13 protein-coding genes are annotated in these 18,966 nt (G+C 70.0%); 9 read left to right on the top strand and 4 right to left on the bottom strand.

Annotated features, from left to right (window positions below; genetic code table 11):
- Window positions 1–3 precede the first annotated feature (3 nt).
- A complete protein-coding gene (locus IF04_RS0130360) occupies window positions 4–1,329 on the bottom strand; it encodes an ABC transporter substrate-binding protein (RefSeq protein ID WP_211259873.1) in 1,326 nt (441 codons plus the stop codon).
- A gap of 11 nt (window positions 1,330–1,340) precedes the next feature.
- A complete protein-coding gene (locus IF04_RS0130355) occupies window positions 1,341–3,017 on the bottom strand; it encodes a glycoside hydrolase family 13 protein (protein WP_051831681.1) in 1,677 nt (558 codons plus the stop codon).
- A gap of 173 nt (window positions 3,018–3,190) precedes the next feature.
- On the opposite strand from IF04_RS0130355, the gene IF04_RS0130350 reads away from it, so the two are divergent.
- Window positions 3,191–4,360 carry an ROK family protein gene (locus tag IF04_RS0130350; RefSeq protein WP_051831680.1) on the top strand — a complete coding sequence of 390 codons (1,170 nt, stop codon included), beginning with the start codon at window positions 3,191–3,193 and terminating at the stop codon, window positions 4,358–4,360.
- On the opposite strand, the gene IF04_RS0130345 is transcribed toward IF04_RS0130350, so the two are convergent.
- A complete protein-coding gene (locus IF04_RS0130345) occupies window positions 4,357–5,139 on the bottom strand; it encodes an IclR family transcriptional regulator (RefSeq protein ID WP_051831679.1) in 783 nt (260 codons plus the stop codon). The two genes, IF04_RS0130350 and IF04_RS0130345, sit on opposite strands and share 4 nt — an antisense overlap.
- A 183-nt stretch (window positions 5,140–5,322) precedes the next feature.
- Here IF04_RS0130345 and IF04_RS0130340 point away from each other — a divergent pair, with 183 nt between their 5' ends.
- The 6 genes from IF04_RS0130340 to IF04_RS0130315 all read left to right on the top strand — a co-directional run bounded on the left by IF04_RS0130340 (window position 5,323) and on the right by IF04_RS0130315 (window position 12,900).
- Window positions 5,323–6,177 (top strand): dioxygenase family protein, encoded by an 855-nt coding sequence (locus IF04_RS0130340; protein WP_245654560.1) that lies wholly within the window; start codon window positions 5,323–5,325, stop codon window positions 6,175–6,177.
- The gene (locus IF04_RS0130335) at window positions 6,174–7,040 is read left to right on the top strand and encodes a fumarylacetoacetate hydrolase family protein (protein WP_030265027.1); all 867 of its coding nucleotides are present in this window, start codon (window positions 6,174–6,176) and stop codon (window positions 7,038–7,040) included. The genes IF04_RS0130340 and IF04_RS0130335 overlap by 4 nt, the downstream gene beginning before the upstream one ends.
- Complete coding sequence (locus tag IF04_RS0130330) at window positions 7,037–8,746, top strand: FAD-dependent monooxygenase (RefSeq protein WP_063829547.1); 1,710 nt, start codon at window positions 7,037–7,039, stop codon at window positions 8,744–8,746. The genes IF04_RS0130335 and IF04_RS0130330 overlap by 4 nt, the downstream gene beginning before the upstream one ends.
- Window positions 8,743–9,999 (top strand): MFS transporter, encoded by a 1,257-nt coding sequence (locus IF04_RS0130325; RefSeq protein WP_078600989.1) that lies wholly within the window; start codon window positions 8,743–8,745, stop codon window positions 9,997–9,999. Before IF04_RS0130330 ends, IF04_RS0130325 begins: the two co-directional genes overlap by 4 nt.
- Window positions 10,000–10,104: 105 nt before the next feature.
- A complete protein-coding gene (locus IF04_RS0130320) occupies window positions 10,105–11,403 on the top strand; it encodes a glycoside hydrolase family 1 protein (protein ID WP_051831677.1) in 1,299 nt (432 codons plus the stop codon).
- 87 nt (window positions 11,404–11,490) lie between these two features.
- Window positions 11,491–12,900, top strand: coding sequence for a hypothetical protein (locus IF04_RS0130315; protein ID WP_245654559.1), 1,410 nt, complete (start codon window positions 11,491–11,493; stop codon window positions 12,898–12,900).
- A 109-nt stretch (window positions 12,901–13,009) separates the two neighbouring features.
- Here IF04_RS0130315 and IF04_RS0130310 read toward each other — a convergent pair whose 3' ends face one another.
- On the bottom strand, window positions 13,010–13,318 hold the full coding sequence (locus IF04_RS0130310; protein WP_030265012.1) for a hypothetical protein: 309 nt from the start codon (window positions 13,316–13,318) through the stop codon (window positions 13,010–13,012).
- A gap of 153 nt (window positions 13,319–13,471) precedes the next feature.
- On the opposite strand from IF04_RS0130310, the gene IF04_RS0130305 reads away from it, so the two are divergent.
- Window positions 13,472–14,110: a hypothetical protein gene (locus IF04_RS0130305; RefSeq protein WP_030265010.1), complete on the top strand. Its 639-nt coding sequence runs from the start codon at window positions 13,472–13,474 to the stop codon at window positions 14,108–14,110.
- A gap of 181 nt (window positions 14,111–14,291) precedes the next feature.
- The gene (locus tag IF04_RS0130300; RefSeq protein WP_030265007.1) at window positions 14,292–18,947 is read left to right on the top strand and encodes a DUF6531 domain-containing protein; all 4,656 of its coding nucleotides are present in this window, start codon (window positions 14,292–14,294) and stop codon (window positions 18,945–18,947) included.
- Window positions 18,948–18,966: the final 19 nt, after the last annotated feature.

The raw sequence follows: 18,966 nt of genomic DNA, 5'->3' as shown, positions 1-18,966 counted from the left end.
CACTCACAGGCTGCGCTGGGCGTAGCGGGCCCAGTCGTCGTCGAGCTTGCGCAGGAACGCGTCGGCGTTCCCGCCGATCAGCAGTTCCTGCAGGTAGTTGCCCAAGGGGATGGCGCCCGGGAAGTAGGTCCCGGCGCCCTGGTAGAAGCGGCCCGCGTCGACATAGGACTGGATGCCGGCCACCCGTCCGTCGCGCATCGCGGGTGCGTTTCTGGTCGGGGACCAGGCGAGGTGCTTCGCGTTGTAGGCGTCCATCACCTCGGGCCGCATCAGGTACCGCAGGAACGCCGTGGCCGCGTTGCGTTCCTCGGAGGCGTCGGGGATCCACAGGGCCAGGTCGAGGTTGACTCTGACCTTGACGTCCTCGGGGTCCTCGGTCGCCGGCAGCGCGAAGGTGCCCAGCCGCGCTTTCGGGTTGATCTTCTCGATCTCCCCGATGGCCCACGGTCCTTGGAGGTACATCGCCGCCTTGCCGTGGGCGAAGGCGACATTGCCGTCGTAGTAAGTACGGCTCGGGGCATCGGCGTTGGTGTACGAGGCGAGGACGAGCATCTTCTCGACGGCGTCCTTGAAGTCCTTCCCGAAGGACACCTCGGCCCCGGGGCCGGCCTTCGGCCCGAGCTCCTTGAGCCGGGTGAAGAACCCGGCGACATCGAGGGCACTGCCGGAGACGTAGTCGAAGAGGCCCTGGGAGAGAGTCCACGTTTCCTTGTACGTCTGGAGTACGGGAACGATGCCCTGCGCCTTGAACGTCCTGCACGCCTTCAGCAGTTCGGTCCAGGTCCGTGGAATCGCCACGCCGGCCTTCTCGAAGAGGTCCTTGTTGTAGATGACGCCCGCCGCGGTGACGGAGTACGGCAGCACGCTGGTCTCGGACTTGTACTGGGCGTACTGCCCTACGAGGTCCTGGACCTGGGCATCGATCCGCCGGGCCTCCGGGAGCCTCCCTAGGTCCGACAGCTCGCCGCGGGCCAGGAAGTTCGAGGTCTCCAGGTTGTAGTTGTAGCAGCCCAGGTCCGGCGGGGTGCCCCGGGCGAACTGCGGGGTCAGCGCCGCGGGCGTGGAGTCGTGCACGACGTACACCTCGGACTGCGCGCGGTGGAACTCCTCGATCAGCTTGTCGAAGTACGGGATGGCCTCGGGCTTGTTCTGGAGGAAGCGGATGGTCGTGCGGCGGTCGTCGGACGAGGCATATCCGGCGAGCAGTGCGCCGCCCGCGGCGGCACCCGCGAGGGCGCCGCCGAGCCGCAGGAGGCCGCGGCGGGAAAGGGAGCGGGAAAGGGAGTGCTGCGACACCGTTGTGGAGCGCATGGCTGTTCTGGAGCGCATGGCCGTTCTCCTCAGTCGGTGATGTCCGAGTGGGTTTCCGCCCCGGCGGACGGCACCAGCCAGGCAGTCGTGTCGGGCGGGAGCAGCGGCCCGTCGAGCGGTCCGCTGGCGAGGACGGTGCGGCCCGGCGGGAGGGGTGCCGGCGAGGTGCCGAAGTTGGTGACACAGGACCAGCCGCCGGGGCGCCGGAAGTGGACGACGTCCGGCTTGTCGTCCACCCAGGTCAGCGACTCGGTGGTCTGCAGTCGCCGGCGCTCCGCGAGCGCGCGCTGATAGAAGGCCAACGTCGAGTCGGGGTCGGCCTGTTGGGTTTCGACGGAGAGCTCGGCGAAGCCGTCCGGCTGGGGCAGATGCGCGCCGCCGGCGCCGAATCCGTACGACGGTCCGTCCGCCGTCCACGGCAGCGGCACCCGGCAGCCGTCCCGGCCTTTCTCGGTGCCCTGCGAGCGCTTCCAGGTGGGGTCCTGCAGGGCCTCGGCCGGCAGGTCGGCGACCTCGTAGAGCCCCAGTTCCTCGCCCTGGTAGAGGTAGGTCGAGCCGGGCAGTGCGAGGGCGAGCAGGGTGACGGCGCGGGCGCGCCGCAGCCCCTGCGCCAGGTCCGGCAGCGGGTCCGTGCCCCCGCTGAGCAGCCAGGCGCGCAGGTCGGTGCCGTTCGGCAGGGCGTAGCGGGTGGCGTGGCGTACGACGTCGTGGTTGGAGAAGACCCAGGTGGACGAGGAGCCGGACGTCCGGACGAGGTCGAGGTTCTGCTCGATGATCCGGCGGAACGCGGCCGGGTCCCACTCCGAGCGCAGCAGGTCGAAGTTGAAGGACTGGCCGAGCCCGTCCGGTGAGGCGTACCGCGGGCGGCGGTGGGTGGGCACCCAGGCCTCGGCGACGGCGGTGCGCGGCGGGTCGTACTCGTTGAACACCGCGCGCCATTGGCGGTAGATCTCGTGCACCTCGTCGCGGTCCCGCAGGCGGTGGGCGCCGTCGGGGACGTCTTCGGAGTCGAGCTGGTCCTGGCCGGGCAGTGGCTCGGAGAGGTCCTTGACGAGCATATGGGCCACATCGACCCGGAAGCCGTCGACGCCGCGGTCGGCCCAGAAGCGCAGGGTCGTCAGGAAGTCCTCGCGTACCTCGTCGTTGTCCCAGTTGAGGTCCGGCTGCTCGGGGGCGAACAGGTGCAGGTACCAGTGGCCGTCGCCCACCGGCTCCCAGGCGGATCCGCCGAAGGCGGCGGTCCAGTCGGTCGGCGGCTCCGCGCCGTCCGGGCCGTTGCCGCGACGGAAGATGTAGCGGTCGCGGGCCGGGGAGCCGGGCCCGGCGGCGAGCGCCTCGCGGAACCACCGGTGCCGGTTGGAGGTGTGGTTGGGGACGATGTCGACGATGACGCGGATGCCCACGTCGTGCAGGGCGGTGACGAGCTCGTCGAACTGGGCGAGGGTGCCGATACGCGGGTCGACGTCCCGGTAGTCGTCGACGTCGTACCCGCCGTCGGCGAGCGCCGAGGGATAGAACGGGCTGAGCCAGACCGCGTCGACGCCCAGGTCGCGCAGGTGGTCCACGCGAGAGGTGATCCCGGGGAGGTCGCCGATGCCGTCGCCGTTGGCGTCGGCGAAGCTGCGCGGATAGATCTGGTAGACGACCGCCTGCCGCCACCACTGCTCCGCGTCCGTCATGGGCCGCTCCGCAGCCGTGTCCACCATCGCGAATCCCTTTCGATGGGTATTAAATCTAGGTACTAGATTTATTAACTGGCTGTAAGCTAGGCGGGCATCCAGAGGGGGTCAAGGGGTTGGTTGACACAAAGTCGTCGGCGTCGGCAGGGACGTCGACACGGCAGATCCGGGAGGCGAACCTCCGGGCCGTACTGCACCGCATGTGGGACTCCGAGCCCGTCACGGGCTCCGACCTGATCGCCTCCACGGGCCTGACCCGCGCCACGGTCCACGACGTGTGCGAGGACCTGACCCACCGCGGCTGGATCCACGAGGTGGAGAACCAACGCGAGCACGGCGGCTACCGCCTGGGCCGCCCGGCGCGGCGCTACTCCTTCCAGCCGATGGCCGGTGTGCTCGTGGGCGTCGACTGCGGCCAGCGGATGGCCAGGGTCACGGTCGCGGACCTGCACGGCCACCCGCTCACCCGGCACGACAGCGCCTTCTCCGGCCCCGAGCACACCCCCGAAGAACGTCTCGATGTACTCGGCCGGACGATCGACGAGGCGCTGACGGCGGCCTCGCTCACGCCCGACCGGGTACTGGCCGTGGCCGTGGGCGTCCCGGCCCCCGTCGACGCCGAAGGACGCACGGTCGGCACGGTCAACGAGTTCTGGGAGCGGATGAACCCGGACATCGCCGAGTACCTGACGCAACGTCACGGCTGGACCGTGCTCGTCGACAACGACGCCAACCTCGCAGCCCTGGCCGAGGGCTGGCAGGGCGCCGGCCACGGCCTCAAGAACTACGTCGCCGTGCTCACCGGTGAGCGCATCGGCGCCGGCATCGTGGAGGAGGGCCACCTCCTGCGCGGCGCCCGCGGCGGCGCCGGCGAGATGCGCTTCCTCGACCTGCTGGAAGGCGTGGGCAGCGCGGACGGCCTGGCCAAACTGGCCCGGCAGTGGGCCAGGGAAGCGGTACGCGACCCCAAGTCCCACCCCTCATCGTTCCTCCGCCAGCTCGCCCCCGAGGACATCGACGCCGAGGCCGTCTTCACGGCCGCAGCCGCCGCCGACCCCCTCGCCACCGAAGTGGTCGACCGCCTCGGCACCCGCTTCGCCCGCATCATCAGCGCCCTGGCCGCCCTCCTCGACACCGAACGAGTAATCCTCGCCGGCGCCCCCGCCCCCTCCTGCGCCCCGGTCCTGCGAGTCATCGAACGCGACCTGTCGCAGTACGCACACCCGCCCCTCCCCGAGGTCGTCGCCTCGAAATTCGGCGACGAGATCGTCTCCGTGGGCGCACTGGGGCGGGCCCTGGATCACGTCCGCGAACATGCACTGGAGATCGGGCTGCCGGGCGCTATGAGTGCCCAGCCTCTGCCCCGTTAGGTGTGTGACCGTGTCCCACGTGCCCCCAAGCCGCGGGAGATGGCCATGGCGGTGGCTCTGACCACCTGCTCGTAGGCGCGCGCCGTGCGGGCGCCGGCGGGGACGACGATGGAGACCGCGGCGACGACCTGCTCGCCGCGGCCGCGGATCGGTACCGCGATGGAACAGACGGGCGCGGGGCGCTGCCGCTCGAACACGGCCAGGCCCGCGTTGTGTACCTCGGCCAGCCGTCGGCGGAGCCGGAGTGCGGCCGAGGACGGCTCCAGCCGGTCGATCCACTCGGCGCGGAAACCGGGATCGGCGGCGGCCAGCAGCACCAGGCCGACGCCGGTCTCGTGCAGCGGCAGCCGCCCTCCCACCCGGTAGGCGATCTCCACCGCGCCGTGGGCCGAGAGCCGCTCCACGAGCAGGGCCTCGTCGCCGTCCCGCACCGCCAGCAGTACATGCTGGCGGGTGATCTCGTGCAGATCCTCCAGATACGGGAGGGCGGCCTCGCGCAGGCCGTGGCTGCGCGGCGCGAGTGAGGCCACCTCGAACAGCCGCAGTCCGATGACGTAACGCCCCTGGTCATCGCGTTCCAGCGCGCCCCAGCGGAGCAGTCGCGCGGTGAGCCGGGAGGCGGTGCTGGGCGGCAGGCCGGCCCGGCGGCTCAGCTCGTTGAGTCCCAACGCCCGGTGTTCGGAACCGAACGCCGCGAGCAGGGAGAGCGCGCGGTCGACGACCGGCTCTCCGCTCTTGGGGCGTTTGCCGCGTCGGGAGGCGCCATTGCCTTGATCCATCGGATGAGTGTGACCGACCGCCCCAACCAATGGAACACCTGCGGACGCGGCGGATCTGCCTTCGCATGATGAGGGGCACCACCACGCCCCTACTCCCAAGGAGTGAGCATGGCGCTGCCCTCTCCATCCTCTCCATCCTCTCTGCCGTCTCTGTCGTCCGCGGAGGAAGCCGAGCTCGACCGCTTGCGTACCGCCGTACTGGACCGGATCCAGGCCGCGGACCCGCGGCTCGCCGAAGTCGTCCGCGCCGCCGTGACCCATCTGCACGCCTTCGTGCGGGAGGTCCGCCCCACCGAGGAGGAGTGGCTGGCCGGTCTGGACTTTCTCGTCCGTACCGGACACACCTGCACGGACACCCGCAATGAATTCATTCTGCTCTCCGACATGCTCGGGCTGACCTCTGCGGTCGACGAGGTGAACCACGCAGGACCGCCGGAGGCCACTCCGTCATCGGTCGAGGGCCCCTTCCACTCCCCCGCGCCGCCGCGCCCGCTCGGCGCGTGGCTCGCCGAAGGACCGGAGCGCGAGCGAGGGCGCCCGATGGTCGTACATGGCCGGGTGACGGACTGTGCGGGCACACCACTCGCGGGGGCCACCGTGGACGTGTGGCAGGCCGATGACGCCGGACACTACGACAGCCAGGATCCGGACCAACCGCCGGGGAATCTACGGGCGTTGCTCACCACCGACCAGGACGGCTCGTACTGGTTCCGCAGTGTGCTGCCGAGCAGTTACCCCGTACCCACCGACGGGCCCGTCGGGGAATTGCTCACGGCACTGGGCCGGCATCCGATGCGTCCGGCCCATATTCATCTGCGAGTGGAGGCCGCGGGGCACCGGCCGGTCACCACGCACGTGTTCGTTGCCGGTGACCCTTACCTCGACTCCGACGCCGCCTTCGCGGTGAAGGACGCACTGGTGGTCGCTCCCGTGGAGTGCGACGAACCCGCTGCCGCCGAGCGGTGGTCGATGAAGGGACCCTTCCTCGACTTCGCGTTCGACGTCCGGCTCGTGGCGTTGGCTGAGGTGGCGCGGTGAAGCTCATCGGGCTGCGGGAGGGCCGGGACACGGTTGTCGGGGTCGTGGTCGGGGAGCGGGTCGCGCCGCTGACTGAAGTACGGGAGTTCTACGGGGAGTTGGAGGCGTGGGTCACCCGGGCGGCCGAGGTGTCATCGGGCGAGAGCCCACTCGCCGACGTGAGCCCACTCGCTGACGTGAGGCCACTCGCCGACGTGACACAGGTCCCGCCGATCCCGCCGTCGGCCCGCGTCCTGTGCCTCGGCCTCAACTACCGCGCGCACGCCGAGGAAGGCGTCTACGGCGTGCCGGACCAGCCGACCCTCTTCGGTCGCTGGACGGCCTCGCTGTCGGTGGGCGACGTGCCCGTACCGGTGCCCGCCAACGAGCCCGGGCTGGACTGGGAGGGCGAAGTCGCCGCCGTGGTCGGCGCACCGCTCGCGGACGTCGACCCGGTGACGGCGGAGTCGGCCGTGCTCGGGTACGCCGTCTTCAACGACCTCACCGCGCGCACGGCGCAGAAGCTCACCGCGCAGTGGACGCTCGGCAAGAACGCCGACCGCAGCGGTCCGATGGGGCCGCTCGTCACCGCCGACGAGGCCGGCCGCCTGTCCGACGGGCTGCGGCTCACCACCCGGGTGAACGGCGAACTCGTCCAGGAGGGCAACACCCGCGACCTGATCTTCCCGGTCGGTGAGGTGCTGTCGCTGGCCAGCCGCACGTTCACGCTCCAGCCGGGGGACGTACTGGTCACCGGTACACCTTCGGGTGTCGGCTACACCCGCACGCCGCCGCGCTTCCTGACGCCCGGCGACGTGGTCGAGGTGACGGTCGACCGGCTGGGCACCCTGCGCACCCCCGTCGTCGGAGCGGAGCAGCGATGAGCGTCCCGTACTCCGAGACGACCGTCCCGTACTCCGGGCGGCGGCCCGACCACTACCCCGTACTCATCGCGGGTGGCGGGCCGAGCGGGCTGGCCGTGGCGATCGAGCTGGGGCGGGCGGGCGTCCGGTGTTGCGTCCTGGAGCCGCGGCAGGACGTGGCCACGGACCGCCCCCGGGCCAAGACCACCAGCGCGCGGACGATGGAGCTGCTCCGTCGCTGGGGCCTGGCGGACCGGGTGCGGGCGGCGGCACCGCTGCCGGTGTCGTACGCCCAGGACGTGGTGTTCTGCACCGGGCTCACCGGCCGGGAGATCACCCGGTTCCGCAATGCCTTCGCACTGCATGCGGAGCGGCGGGACGAGTTCGCCGAGTGCGGTCAGCAGATCCCGCAGCCCGCGGTCGAAGCGGTGCTGCGCGAGGCGGTGGCCGAGCTTCCGTCCGTCGAATTTCTGGGTGGGTACCGCCTGTTGGCGGCCGAGGACGGGCCACACGGAGTACGGGCGAAGGTCACCGGCCCCGACGGCCGGACCCGCACTCTCACCGCCGATTACCTGGTCGGATGCGACGGCGCGAGCGGGGTGACCCGTGCCGCGATCGGAGCGCGGTACGCGGGCCGCAGCGGACAACTGCCCAATCTCAACATCACGTTCACCGCTCCAGGGCTGACCGAGCGGGACCTGTGCGCTCGCGCGGTGCATTACTGGGTGCTGGGCAAGGAGGTCGGCGGGATCGTCGGCCGGATGGACCTCGACGGCACCTGGTGGGCCATCGCCCACGGTGTGGACGCGACGACCGGCAGCGTCGATCCGGCCGCTCTGGTACGCGAGTTGGTCGGTGCGGACCTGGAGGTACACGTCCACGCAACCGACCCCTGGTCGGCCCGTATGCTGCTGGTCGACCGCTATCGCGGCGAGCGCGTCTTCCTGGTCGGCGACGCGGCTCACCTCAACCCGCCCTGGGGCGGGCACGGTTACAACACCTGCATCGGTGACGCGGTGAACCTGGCGTGGAAGCTGGTCGCGGTGGTGCAGGGCTGGGCCGGGCCCGCACTGCTGGACAGTTACGAGCCGGAGCGGCGGCCGGTCGCCGAGCGCACCATCGCCGACGCGGCGGCCCAGGAGTCCCGGCTGGCCCACGCCTTCGCTCATGACGGCCTCGACGCCGATACCCCGGCCGGAGCCGCTGGCCGGGCCACCGTGACACGTCAACTGGACTGCAAGCGCGGGGAGTTCCACAGCCTCGGGTTGGTGCTCGGCTACCACTATGCGGGCTCCCCCATCGTCGTGGACGACGGTTCCGCCGTGCCCGCGCACGAGCCACTGGCGTACCACGGCTCGGCCCGCCCCGGCACCCGGCTGCCGCACCGCTGGCTGGCCGACGGGACCTCGCTCTACGACCACCTCGGGCCCGGCTTCACCCTGCTGCGCCTGGACGGTACCGCCGACACCACACCGTTCGTACGAGCAGCGGCCGAGCGTGGCGTCCCGCTCACCGTGCTGGACCTCCCCCACCTCCCCGACGCCGCCTCGTACGGGGCCGCGCTGCTCCTGGTCCGGCCGGACCAGCACATCGCCTGGCGCGGAACGGACGCCGCCGACGGCGAAGCGGTTCTCGACGCGGCGCGTGGCACCTCGTCCCCCGGACGCGGACATGGGCAGCGACCTGCAGAGCCAACGGCGGCTCTGACCCGAAGGAGTAATCCATGAGTCTGGTTGTGAAGCGTCCCGCACACGCTCCGGCACCCGCAGGAGCCACCCGCCGAACGATCGCCCTCGTCCTTGTGGCGGCGGCAGGGATGTACATCATGGTGCTCACGCTGAGCACCTCCCTGTCGCTGCGTCTGGCGAGCATCGACCCGGACGCGAAGGAGAGCAGTTACAGCCTCGCCGTCTCGGTCAGTGCGTTTGCGCTGCTCGTCGCCGTCCCGCTGGCCGGCGCCCTCTCGGACCGGACGACCAGCAGGTTCGGCCGGCGGCGCCCATGGATTCTCGGCTGTCTCGTCGCGGCGCTGCTGGGCACCGCCGTCATCGGCGCCGTCTCGTCGATCCCCGTGATCGTCATGGCCTACGTGGTCGCGATCATCGCCGCACAGGCCGCCTTCAACGCGTACAGCACGATCCCCGTCGAGGGCCTCCCGGACGCGAAGCGCGGCCGCGTGATGGGGGTCATGGGCATGTTCGGCGCCTTCGCCATGTCGGGCGGCTCCTATCTGGCCGCTGCCTTCGTCGACGTACCACTGGTCATGATGGTGGCGCCCGTCCTGTTGGCCCTCGCCCTCAGCCTGCCGCTCCTGCTCCTTTACAAGGACCCCGTGCGCGACCGCAGCGAGCTTCCGCCGCTCGACCTCAAGGGCATCGCGAGGACGTTCGTCGTCAACCCGCGCAAGCACCCGGACTTCGGCTGGGCCTGGTTGTCACGGTTCCTCGCGGGCATCGCGATGACGGCGATGTTTTCGTACTTCGTCTTCTTCCTGATGGACGGCCTGCACATGTCGATCGGGGAGGCCGGGCAGAAGGCGGGCACCCTCTCGCTCATCTCCGCCCCCGTGAGCGTGCTGTTCTTCACCGCCTCCGGGTGGGTCTCGGACAAGATCGGCCGCCGCAAGCCGTTCGTCATCGCCGCCGCGCTGCTCATGGCGGCCGGACTCGCCATCGGAGGTACCGCGTCGACCTTCGCGCAGTTCACCACCGCATGGGTCGTCTTCTCCATGGGCCAGGCCATGTATCTGACCGTTGACATGGCGCTCTGCGCCGCCGTTCTGCCCGACGTCCGCGACACGGGCAAGGACGTGGCGGTCATCGCACTCGCGCTCAGCATTCCGAACATCATCGTTCCCGCCGCCGCGCCGACGCTCCTCGCGACCGGCGGCGGACACAACTACCCGCTGCTGTGGTTCGGCGCCGCCGCGATCTGCGCGCTGGGCAGCTTCACCGTCACCTTCGTCAAAGGCGTGCGCTGATACATCAAGGACGTTCGCTGACATATCAAAGGCGTTCGCTGATTCATCCAGCGCGTTGCTGACTTCATCAAGCGCGTCCGCCGACGCGGGCGCAGAGAGGAACCCATGACCACCTCCGCCACTCCCTCCGCCACTCCCTCCCCCGCTCCCTTCCCCGACGGCTTCCTGTGGGGCGCCGCCACCGCCGCGCACCAGGTCGAGGGAAACAACGTCAACAGCGACGCCTGGCTGCTGGAGCACCTGCCCCACACGCTCTTCACCGAGCCCTCGGGTGATGCGATCGACCACTACCACCGGTACCGGGAGGACATCGCACTCCTCGCGTCCCTCGGCCTCACGAGCTACCGCTTCTCCCTCGAATGGGCGCGCATCGAGCCCGAGGAGGGGCGCTTCTCACCCGCGGCGCTGGACCACTACCGTCGCGTTCTCGAAACGTGCCGGGAGCACGGCCTCAAGACGGTCGTCACCTACCACCACTTCACCTCGCCCCGCTGGCTCCTCGCCGCCGGAGGCTGGGAGGACCCGGGAACGCCCGAGCGGTTCGCACGCTACTGCGACGCGGTCACCGTCCATCTCGGCGACCTCATCGACATCGCCTGCACACTCAACGAACCGAACCTCCCGCCGCTCCTCGCCGCCATGGGCATCGGCGGCGAGGCCCCCGAACAGCGGGCGGACGTACCCGTCTGGGCGGCCGCCGCCGAACACCTCGGCATCGAACCGCGACGGGTGGCCCCCTTCCAATTCACCGCTTCCGAGGCCGGTTTCGAGGTGAAGCTCGCGGCGCACCGCCGGGGAACGGCAGCCATCAAGGCGCACCGCCCGGATCTGATGGTCGGCTGGACCCTCGCGAACTCGGACATCCAGGCGGCTCCGGGCGGCGAGGACCGCGCCGAAGCGGTGCGGCGAGAGGTCAACGAGCGCTTCCTGCTGGCCTCCCGCGAGGACGACTTCGTCGGGATCCAGACGTACGGCCGCACGGTCTTCGGGCCCGACGGCATCGCCCCGGCCCCGGCCGGCGCGCGGACGAACCAGATGGGCGAGGAGATCTACCCGGAGGGGCTGGAGGCGACGATCCGCGAGGCGGCGGAGATCGCCGGTGTCCCGGTCGTCGTCACCGAGAACGGACTCGCCACCGAGGACGACTCGCAGCGGCTGGCCTACCTCCGTACCGCGCTCGCCGGAGTCGCCGCATGCCTCGCCGACGGTATCGACGTACGCGGCTACTACGCCTGGTCGGCGTTCGACAACTACGAGTGGGTATTCGGCTACCGCCCGAAGTTCGGCCTCATCGCCGTCGACCGCACGACCCAGGCCCGTACCCCGAAACCCAGCGCCCACTGGCTCGGCGAGCTGGCCCGCACAAACGGAGCCTCTCTCGCCTCCGACCGCCGGGCCACATGAACCGCCCGCACACGCCCGCGCCGAACCGTGCGGCAATCTCCCGCATCACCCGTGCAACCTTTCGGCCTGCATGTATGTCATGTTCGCGTGAAGAAATTGTTCCCCTCCCGCCGCACCCGTCGCGTCCTGCTCGCGCCCGTGCTGGCGTCCACCGCCGCCTTCGCCGCGGTGCTCGGTCCCGGCGCGCTGCCCGCGGCGGCCGCCTCCGACATGCTGTGGGTCTACTCCGACCCGTACGAGATGACGCTGCTCGGGCCGTACGAGGACGGCTCGGCGGCGCCCTCGCAGACGCTGACGATCATCGTCAGCCATGACAACACCAGCACCACCGTGCCCGCCGGCACGCTCTCCGTGGACGTCTCCGGGATCGCCGCGTTCGCCGACGTCAGCTGGCCGGCGAACTGCCGGCCCGAGACGGCCACCACCGCCGTCTGCGACACCCCCGAGCTGCCCGGGGGCGGCTACGCGCCGGCCGCCGCGATCGGGCTGACCGCGAAAGCCGACGCGCCGGACGCGAGTGAGGGGTACGTGCGGTACACCGCCGAGGCCGGCGGCATGACGTCCTGGCCGGGCGAGACGCGGGTCGCCGTCGGCAACGGCCCCGCACTCGGCCTGACCCAGGCCGCGTCCGTCACCGGCCTGGCCCCTGGCACGGCCTTCGACGCCCCGGTCACGCTCGCCAACAACGGCAACCGCACCGCCGACCGCACCCTCCTCACCCTGTTCGCCTCCCGCGGGGTGAAGCTGCGCGGCCCGGTACCGTCCAACTGCGAGTACAACGACGCTCCCACCGGCCGTACCCTGCTCTGCACCCTGGACGAGAAGGCGGCGCCCGGCTCGTACCACACGCTTCCGCTGGGCTTCCGCGCCAAGGACAACGCGCTCTTCGACCGCATCGACTACTCGGTGCAGCCCTGGTCCGAGCAGGCCCTGGCCGAGCAGCGCCGCGGGCAGGTCTTCACCCCCGGAGCCGGCACCGAACTGAACCTCTCCCCGGCACCCGCGACGGACGAGGAGACCAACCCGTACCGCATGTTCTCCGTGCGGGCGAAGAACACCGCCGACTACCGGCTGACCGGCTCGCAGGTCTCCGGCGCCGCGGGCGAGACCGTGCAGGCGTCGGTGACGGTGCGGAACCACGGACCGGCCTGGGTCGCCTCCCTGTCGGCCGGTGACCCGGCCGCGACGGTCGACGTGAACATCCCGGCAGGGACCACGGTTACTGCGAAGCCGGACAACTGCGAGCCCCGTACCGCCTCCGGCGGCTACCGCGACGAACAACTGGGCGCGCCGCGCTACCGCTGCTCATCCCCCATCTACCTGACCGAGGCCGGTACGGAATCCACCCACCGCTTCACCTTCGGCCTCCGCATCGACGAGGTGCTCCCCGGCGCCGGCGCCACCGCGGCCATCTGGAACGACGCCTACGAGCCGCCCGTCCGCGCCTTCGACCCGGACCTCACCAACAGCGAGTCCCGCATCGTGGTGAACCCGTGAGGTAGCTGTCCGCGAGGCCGTTGGGCCGTACGTCAGCGCAAGGGCCGCCGGGATCGCAGCTCCGATCCCGGCGGCCCGTCGGAACCCGAGATACGCGACCAGCCCCGCGTCAGGAGTTCTTGGTCCCCTTCTCGAGTTGCTTTGCAAGGTCCAAGTCGGCTTTCGTCGCTTCGCGGTACACCGTGTCGGCCATGTCCGCCAGGCCGGACAGCTGCTTGTCGATGTCGCCGCGGCCGTCTTCCCAGTTCGCCTCGAAGCTCTCCATCTTGTCCACGACGCCGTCGTCGCCGATGTCGTCCGCGTAGGAGTCGAACATCTTCTTGGTGGCGTTCATCCGGCTCTTGATGGACCGCAGCCGGCCACCGAAGCCTTCGAGCTCGCTCAGCGGTATCGCCAGTCGCCCCTCGTCGCCGCTCACCCGGCACCTCCCCTGTAGTAACGCCCTCACACGGTCACGCGAACAGCCAGCGTAGGCGCATGCACCCACCATCGCGCCACCGCGGTTCTGCCCGCCCGTAAGGTGGGCGGCGACCCCGGCAACAAGATCGGGCCGCGGGAGGGGAGTAGAACGATGAGCCGTAGAAGCGAAGCGCAGACCATCGAGCGCAGCGGATTCCACATCAAGGTGCCGAAGTCCTGGTGGGAGTTCGACATCCGCCCCGCATCGCGGGACGACACCATCCGACAGCTCGTCAACGAACGCGTGCGGCAGCGCCCGGAGTTGGCCGAGCACCGGGACGCCTTCTCCTCGTTTCTCCGGAAGGCCGCCCGCGATGCCTGGCAGTCCGGCGCGCTGTACTGCGGTTGTATGGCGGAGTCCTTCGGCGGCGCGGCCCCCGTCACCGCCTCGGTGACCGTGTCGGTCATCGGCGCGCAAACCGACGACGGCGAGATCCTGCCCACCGACCCCCAGCTCATCGCCCAGCAGATCAGCCCCCGGAAGGCGAAGCGCGAGGGCGATGCGTGGCGCGAGGTCACCACCGTCGAGATCCCGCAGGTGGGCCCCGTGGCGCGGACCCGCGGGATCGAGGACATCACCATCCCCGGCGACGAGCGCACCGTGCGGGCGGTGCTGATGCAGACCTTCATTCCCGTACCCGACCAGCACGGCACGGTGGCGCTGGTGTCCGGCAGCAGCCAGGTACTGGACCTGGCGGACTCCTTCTTCGACATGTTCGACGCCATCACCTCCACGTTCCGCTTTGTGTGACGACTTCCGCAGCGCCGCAGCCGTCTGACGACTCCGCAGCACCGCGGCCGTCCCGCACCTCGCTGACCAGCCCGAACCCGCGGGCCTCGCCGAGCCTCCCTTCACCCGTGTGAGTGACGAGAGTTAGGGTGGTCTGCAAGATCGCGCGGACTGCAGTTGAGTGTGTTACGGGGGAGTTGACGTGGGCCACCGGCCGACGGACTGGCACGTGCTGGACCTGGAGAAGGACCCGACCCCCGGCGACCCGGACCGGGTAAGGGAACTCGCCCGCGAATTACACGAGTTCGCCGAGGACGTCGGGACCGCACTGCGGCAGGTCAACAGCATGGCCTCCGAGGACGCGGTCCTGAAGTGGTCCGGCCGCTCCGCGAAGAAGTTCAAGGAGGAGTTCGACGGCGTCCCGGGGAATCTCCGGAAGCTGCGGACCTCCTACGACATGGCCGGCGACGCCATCGCCGCCTACTGGCCCAAGCTCGAGCGCGCCCAGTCCCTGGCCGACCGAGCGTTGCGAAAGGGCCGTGAAGCGCGCGCCGATCTGACCGCCGCGCAGGGCCGGCTGGACTCGGCCACCGACTGGGTCAAGACCGCCACCGACCGGACCAAGGCCTACGACAACGCCAAGGGCCCCGAGGCCCCGGACGAGTCCAAGGTGCGCGCCGCGACCCGCAACGCCCAGCAGGCCAACTCCGCCCGCAGCGACGCCCAGGGATCGGTCGACTCCGCCCAATCCGCCCTGGACGCCGCGAAGGCGATGGCTGCCGAGGCCAAGGAGCTGCGCGAGGACGCCGCCCGGGAATGCCAGAACAAACTCGACGAAGCCTCCGACGCCGGCATCCAGAACCGCCACTGGTGGGAAGAGGTCGCCAAATTCTTCACCGACAGCTGGGACGCGATCGTCTCGGTCTGCAAGGTCATCGTCGCCGTCGTCGGTGTCATCGCGATGATCGTCGGTGGTCCGATCCTCGCCGCCATCGTGGTCGTCGCGGCGGTGGTCGTGCTCGCCGACACCCTCATGAAATTCAAGGACGGGAAAGCCAGTCTCTTCGACGTCGGGCTGGCCGCCCTCGACTGCATCCCCGGCGTCAAGGGGCTCACCACACTCGCCGGAGCGGCCAAGGGCATCAAGTCCGCGGCCAAGGGGCTGCGCTCCGGCGAGCTGCGCAATGCCGTGCGCGTGGGCGGCAAGGAGCTTCTCGGCAAGGCCAAGCCGGCCAAGGGCCGGTGCAAGAACGGCGACCCGATCGACATGGTCTCCGGCGAAATGCTCATGGAGCAGACCGACGTCGTCCTGCCGGGCGTACTGCCGCTCGTCCTGCAGCGCACTCACCTGTCGACCTACCGCTGGGGCCGCTGCTTCGGTGAATCCTGGGCCTCCACACTCGACCAGCGCCTGGAACTCGACGGAGAGGGCGCCGTCTTCGCCAACGAGGACGGGATGCTCCTGGCCTACCCCGTACCCCAACCCGGCCGGCCCGTGCTGCCTGCGGCCGGCCCGCAGTGGCCGCTGGAATGGGACGGGACCGCCAACGGCCTGATCTCGATCTCCGACCCGCGCTCCGGCCTCACCCGTCGTTTCGCCCCGCCTGCGGCGAGTCCGCAACACTCCTCCGAGCAGCTGGTTCTGCCGCTCCACTCCATCACCGACCGGAACGGCAACGAGGTCACCTTCGAGTACGACGGCACCGGCCTGCCGACCGCGATCCGACACACCGGCGGCTACCACATCGCCGTCGACACCGCCGCCAACCGCATCACCGGCCTTCGCCTGCTCGGCACGGACGAGGGACCCGACGGCACCCGGATCCTGCGCTACGCCTACGACGGCAACGGCAACCTCACCGGGATCTACAACTCCTCCGGCCGGCCGTTCCAGCTCACCTACGACGACGACGCGCGCATCACCTCCTGGACCGACCGCAACGGCTCCTGGTACCGCTTCACCTACGACGCGGAAGACCGCTGCATACGCGGCGAGGGCATCAACGGCATCCTGAGCTGCGCGCTCGTCTTCGACACCGACAACAATGTCACCCGGTACACGAACTCCCTCGGCCACACCCTCACCTACCACTACAACGACCGGCTGCAGCTCGTCTCCAGTACCAACGCACTCGGTGCGTCGCTGACCAACGAGTGGGACGACAACGACCGGCTGCTGTCCCAGACCGACGCCCTCGGCAACACGGTCAGCTACACCTATGACGCGGCCGGCAACATCACGCGGATCATCCGTGCCGACGGCAGCACCGCCGAGGCCGCCTACAACGACCTCCACCAGCTCGTGCACGCCGTCACCCCCGGCGGCCAGGTCTGGGAGCACACCTACGACGACCGCGGCAACCACACCGCCACCGTCGACCCCTCGGGCACGGCGGTCCAGTACGAGTACGACTCCACCGGCGCCCTCGTCGCCGTGACCGACGCGGCCGGCAACACCAGCCGGGCCCGGTGCAACGCCGCCGGTCTTCCGATGGAGTTCACCGACGCGCACGGAGCCGGCAGCCGGCTGGTCCGCGACGCCTTCGGCCGCGCCGCCAAGTTCACCGACGCGCAAGGCCGGTCGACGGAGCTGGCCTGGACCGTCGAGGGCAAGATGGCGTGGCGCCGGCATCCGGACGGCCGCGTGGAGTCCTGGGACTGGGATGCCGAAGGCAATCTGACGGCGGAGACGGATCCGGCCGGCAATGTGTACCGGTACCTGGTCGGTCCTTTCGGGCAGGTGGCGCAGCGCATCCAGCCGGACGGCACCGCGTATGCCTCCACCTACGACACCGAGCTGAATCTGCTGCGGGTGACAGACCCCCACGGCCAGAGCTGGGAGTACACCTACGACGCCGCGAACCGGGTGACCTCGGAACGCGACTTCTCCGGCCGGACTCTCACCTTCGAGGTGGACGCCATGGGCGGGCTGGTGTCCCGTACCAATGGCGCGGGTGAGTCCATCCACTTCCGGCGGGACGAGCTCGGCCGCACGGTCGAGATGGCGCACGACGGGCAGTCGGCGCACTTCACGTACGACGCCCTCGACAACGTCGTCCGGGAGGACGGCGAAGGAGTCACCGTCGAGCGCGAGTTCAGCCCGCTCGGCCTTCTCCTTGCCGAGAGCATCAACGGACGCGTCACGCGTTACCGCTACGACGCCCTCGGCCGCCGCATCAGCCGCGTGACGCCCACGGGGATCGCGTCCACCTGGTCGTACGACCCTGCCGGTCAGCCCGACGCACTGGAGACGGCCGGCCACCGCATCGCCTTCTCCTACGACGCCGCACACCGGGAGATCTCGCGCCGCCTCCCGGGCGACGTCACCCTGACTCACGCCTGGGACGGGGCGGACCGCCTCACCGAACAACGGGCCAGCCGGGGCGCCGGAGAGACCGCCACCCTGCTCCAGCACCGCACGTACTCCTACCGGGCCGACGGCACCCCCACCTCGGTGTCTGATCTCGCCACCGGCACCCGCCGCTTCACGCTCGACCCGCTCGGCCGGGTGACGGCCGTTGACGGCGGCAGGTGGACGGAGCGGTACACCTACGACGGCATCGGCAACATCACCCGGGCCCAGGCCCCGGGCATGGACGACGGCGATCAGGAACGCGCCTTCTCCGGCACCCGGATCCAGCGCACCGGCCGGACCGTGTACGAGCGCGACGGCGAAGGCCGCATCATCCGCACGGTCCGCCGGCTGCTCAACGGACAGAAGCGAATCCGGTCCTATACCTGGAACAGTCAGAATCAGCTCGTCGGCACGACCACGCCGGACGGCACGCAATGGCGGTACGCGTACGATCCCGCCGGCCGCCGAATAGCGAAGCAGCGGCTCGACGAGCACGGCGGTGTCTGCGACGAAGTGCTCTTCGTCTGGGACGGAGCCCGTCTCATCGAGCAGACGACGCGATCGGGCCGCACCACGTCGTGGGACTACTCGCCGGGAAGCCACTTCCCGCTGACACAGCTCGACCACCGCTCCGGCGGCAATGACACCGGTGGCAATGTCACCGATGGCAACGATTCCGACCTCGACGCCGAATTCCACGCCATCATCTCGGATCTGTCGGGAACGCCTTCGGAGCTCATTTCCGCTACCGGCGAGGTGGCCTGGAAGCATCGTGCAACGCTCTGGGGCGCCCCGCTGCCGGAGGCATTGCAGGAGAACACCGCAGCAGATGGAGTCCACTGCCCGCTCCGCTTCCCCGGCCAGTACGCGGATGCGGAAACGGGCTGGCATTACAACTTCCACCGCCATTACGACCCCGGGACCGGGCAGTACACCTCGCCGGACCCACTCGGCCTGGCGCCCAGCGCGAACGACTCCGCGTATGTCGCCAACCCGTACAGCTGGATCGATCCCCTCGGTCTGGTCTGGCAGGATCCGAACAACGGCATGCGCTTCGGGCGGGATCCGAGCCTTCCGCCGGGCCCCCGCCAGTACACACGCGAGAACCAGTACCCTGGCGGGTACCGTCAGACCACTCACGATCACATGACCCAGCACTACACCGCCGAAGGCCGCGCCCAGGGAAGGGCACCGCTGGACGCCAACGGGAACCGCATCCCCCGGGACCAGCTGACCTGGTACAACGGGCGGGACGAGGTGATCTGGAATCCGCAGGCCAACAACCCGAAGCCATTCCACCGAACCGTCACCTACGAGCACCGAGATCCCGTGGTGGACCACTGGAACAACAACGGCAGGTTCACTGACCGCGCCACCAGGAACGATTTCTACAACGACGTGCGACACATGGAACCGATGCACTGGAGCGAGAATTCCAGTGGTGGTGCACGCATGAATACCACGTACATCCAGCAAGTCGGGAACGGATATTCGTGCAGCTGAGGCTGCCGAACACGGAGAC

Origin of the sequence: Streptomyces violens, from assembly GCF_000717745.1 — a bacterium.
Classification (GTDB): domain Bacteria; phylum Actinomycetota; class Actinomycetes; order Streptomycetales; family Streptomycetaceae; genus Streptomyces; species Streptomyces violens.
Note: the sequence above shows the minus strand (reverse complement) of the source record. Positions and strands in the feature narration are given on the sequence as shown.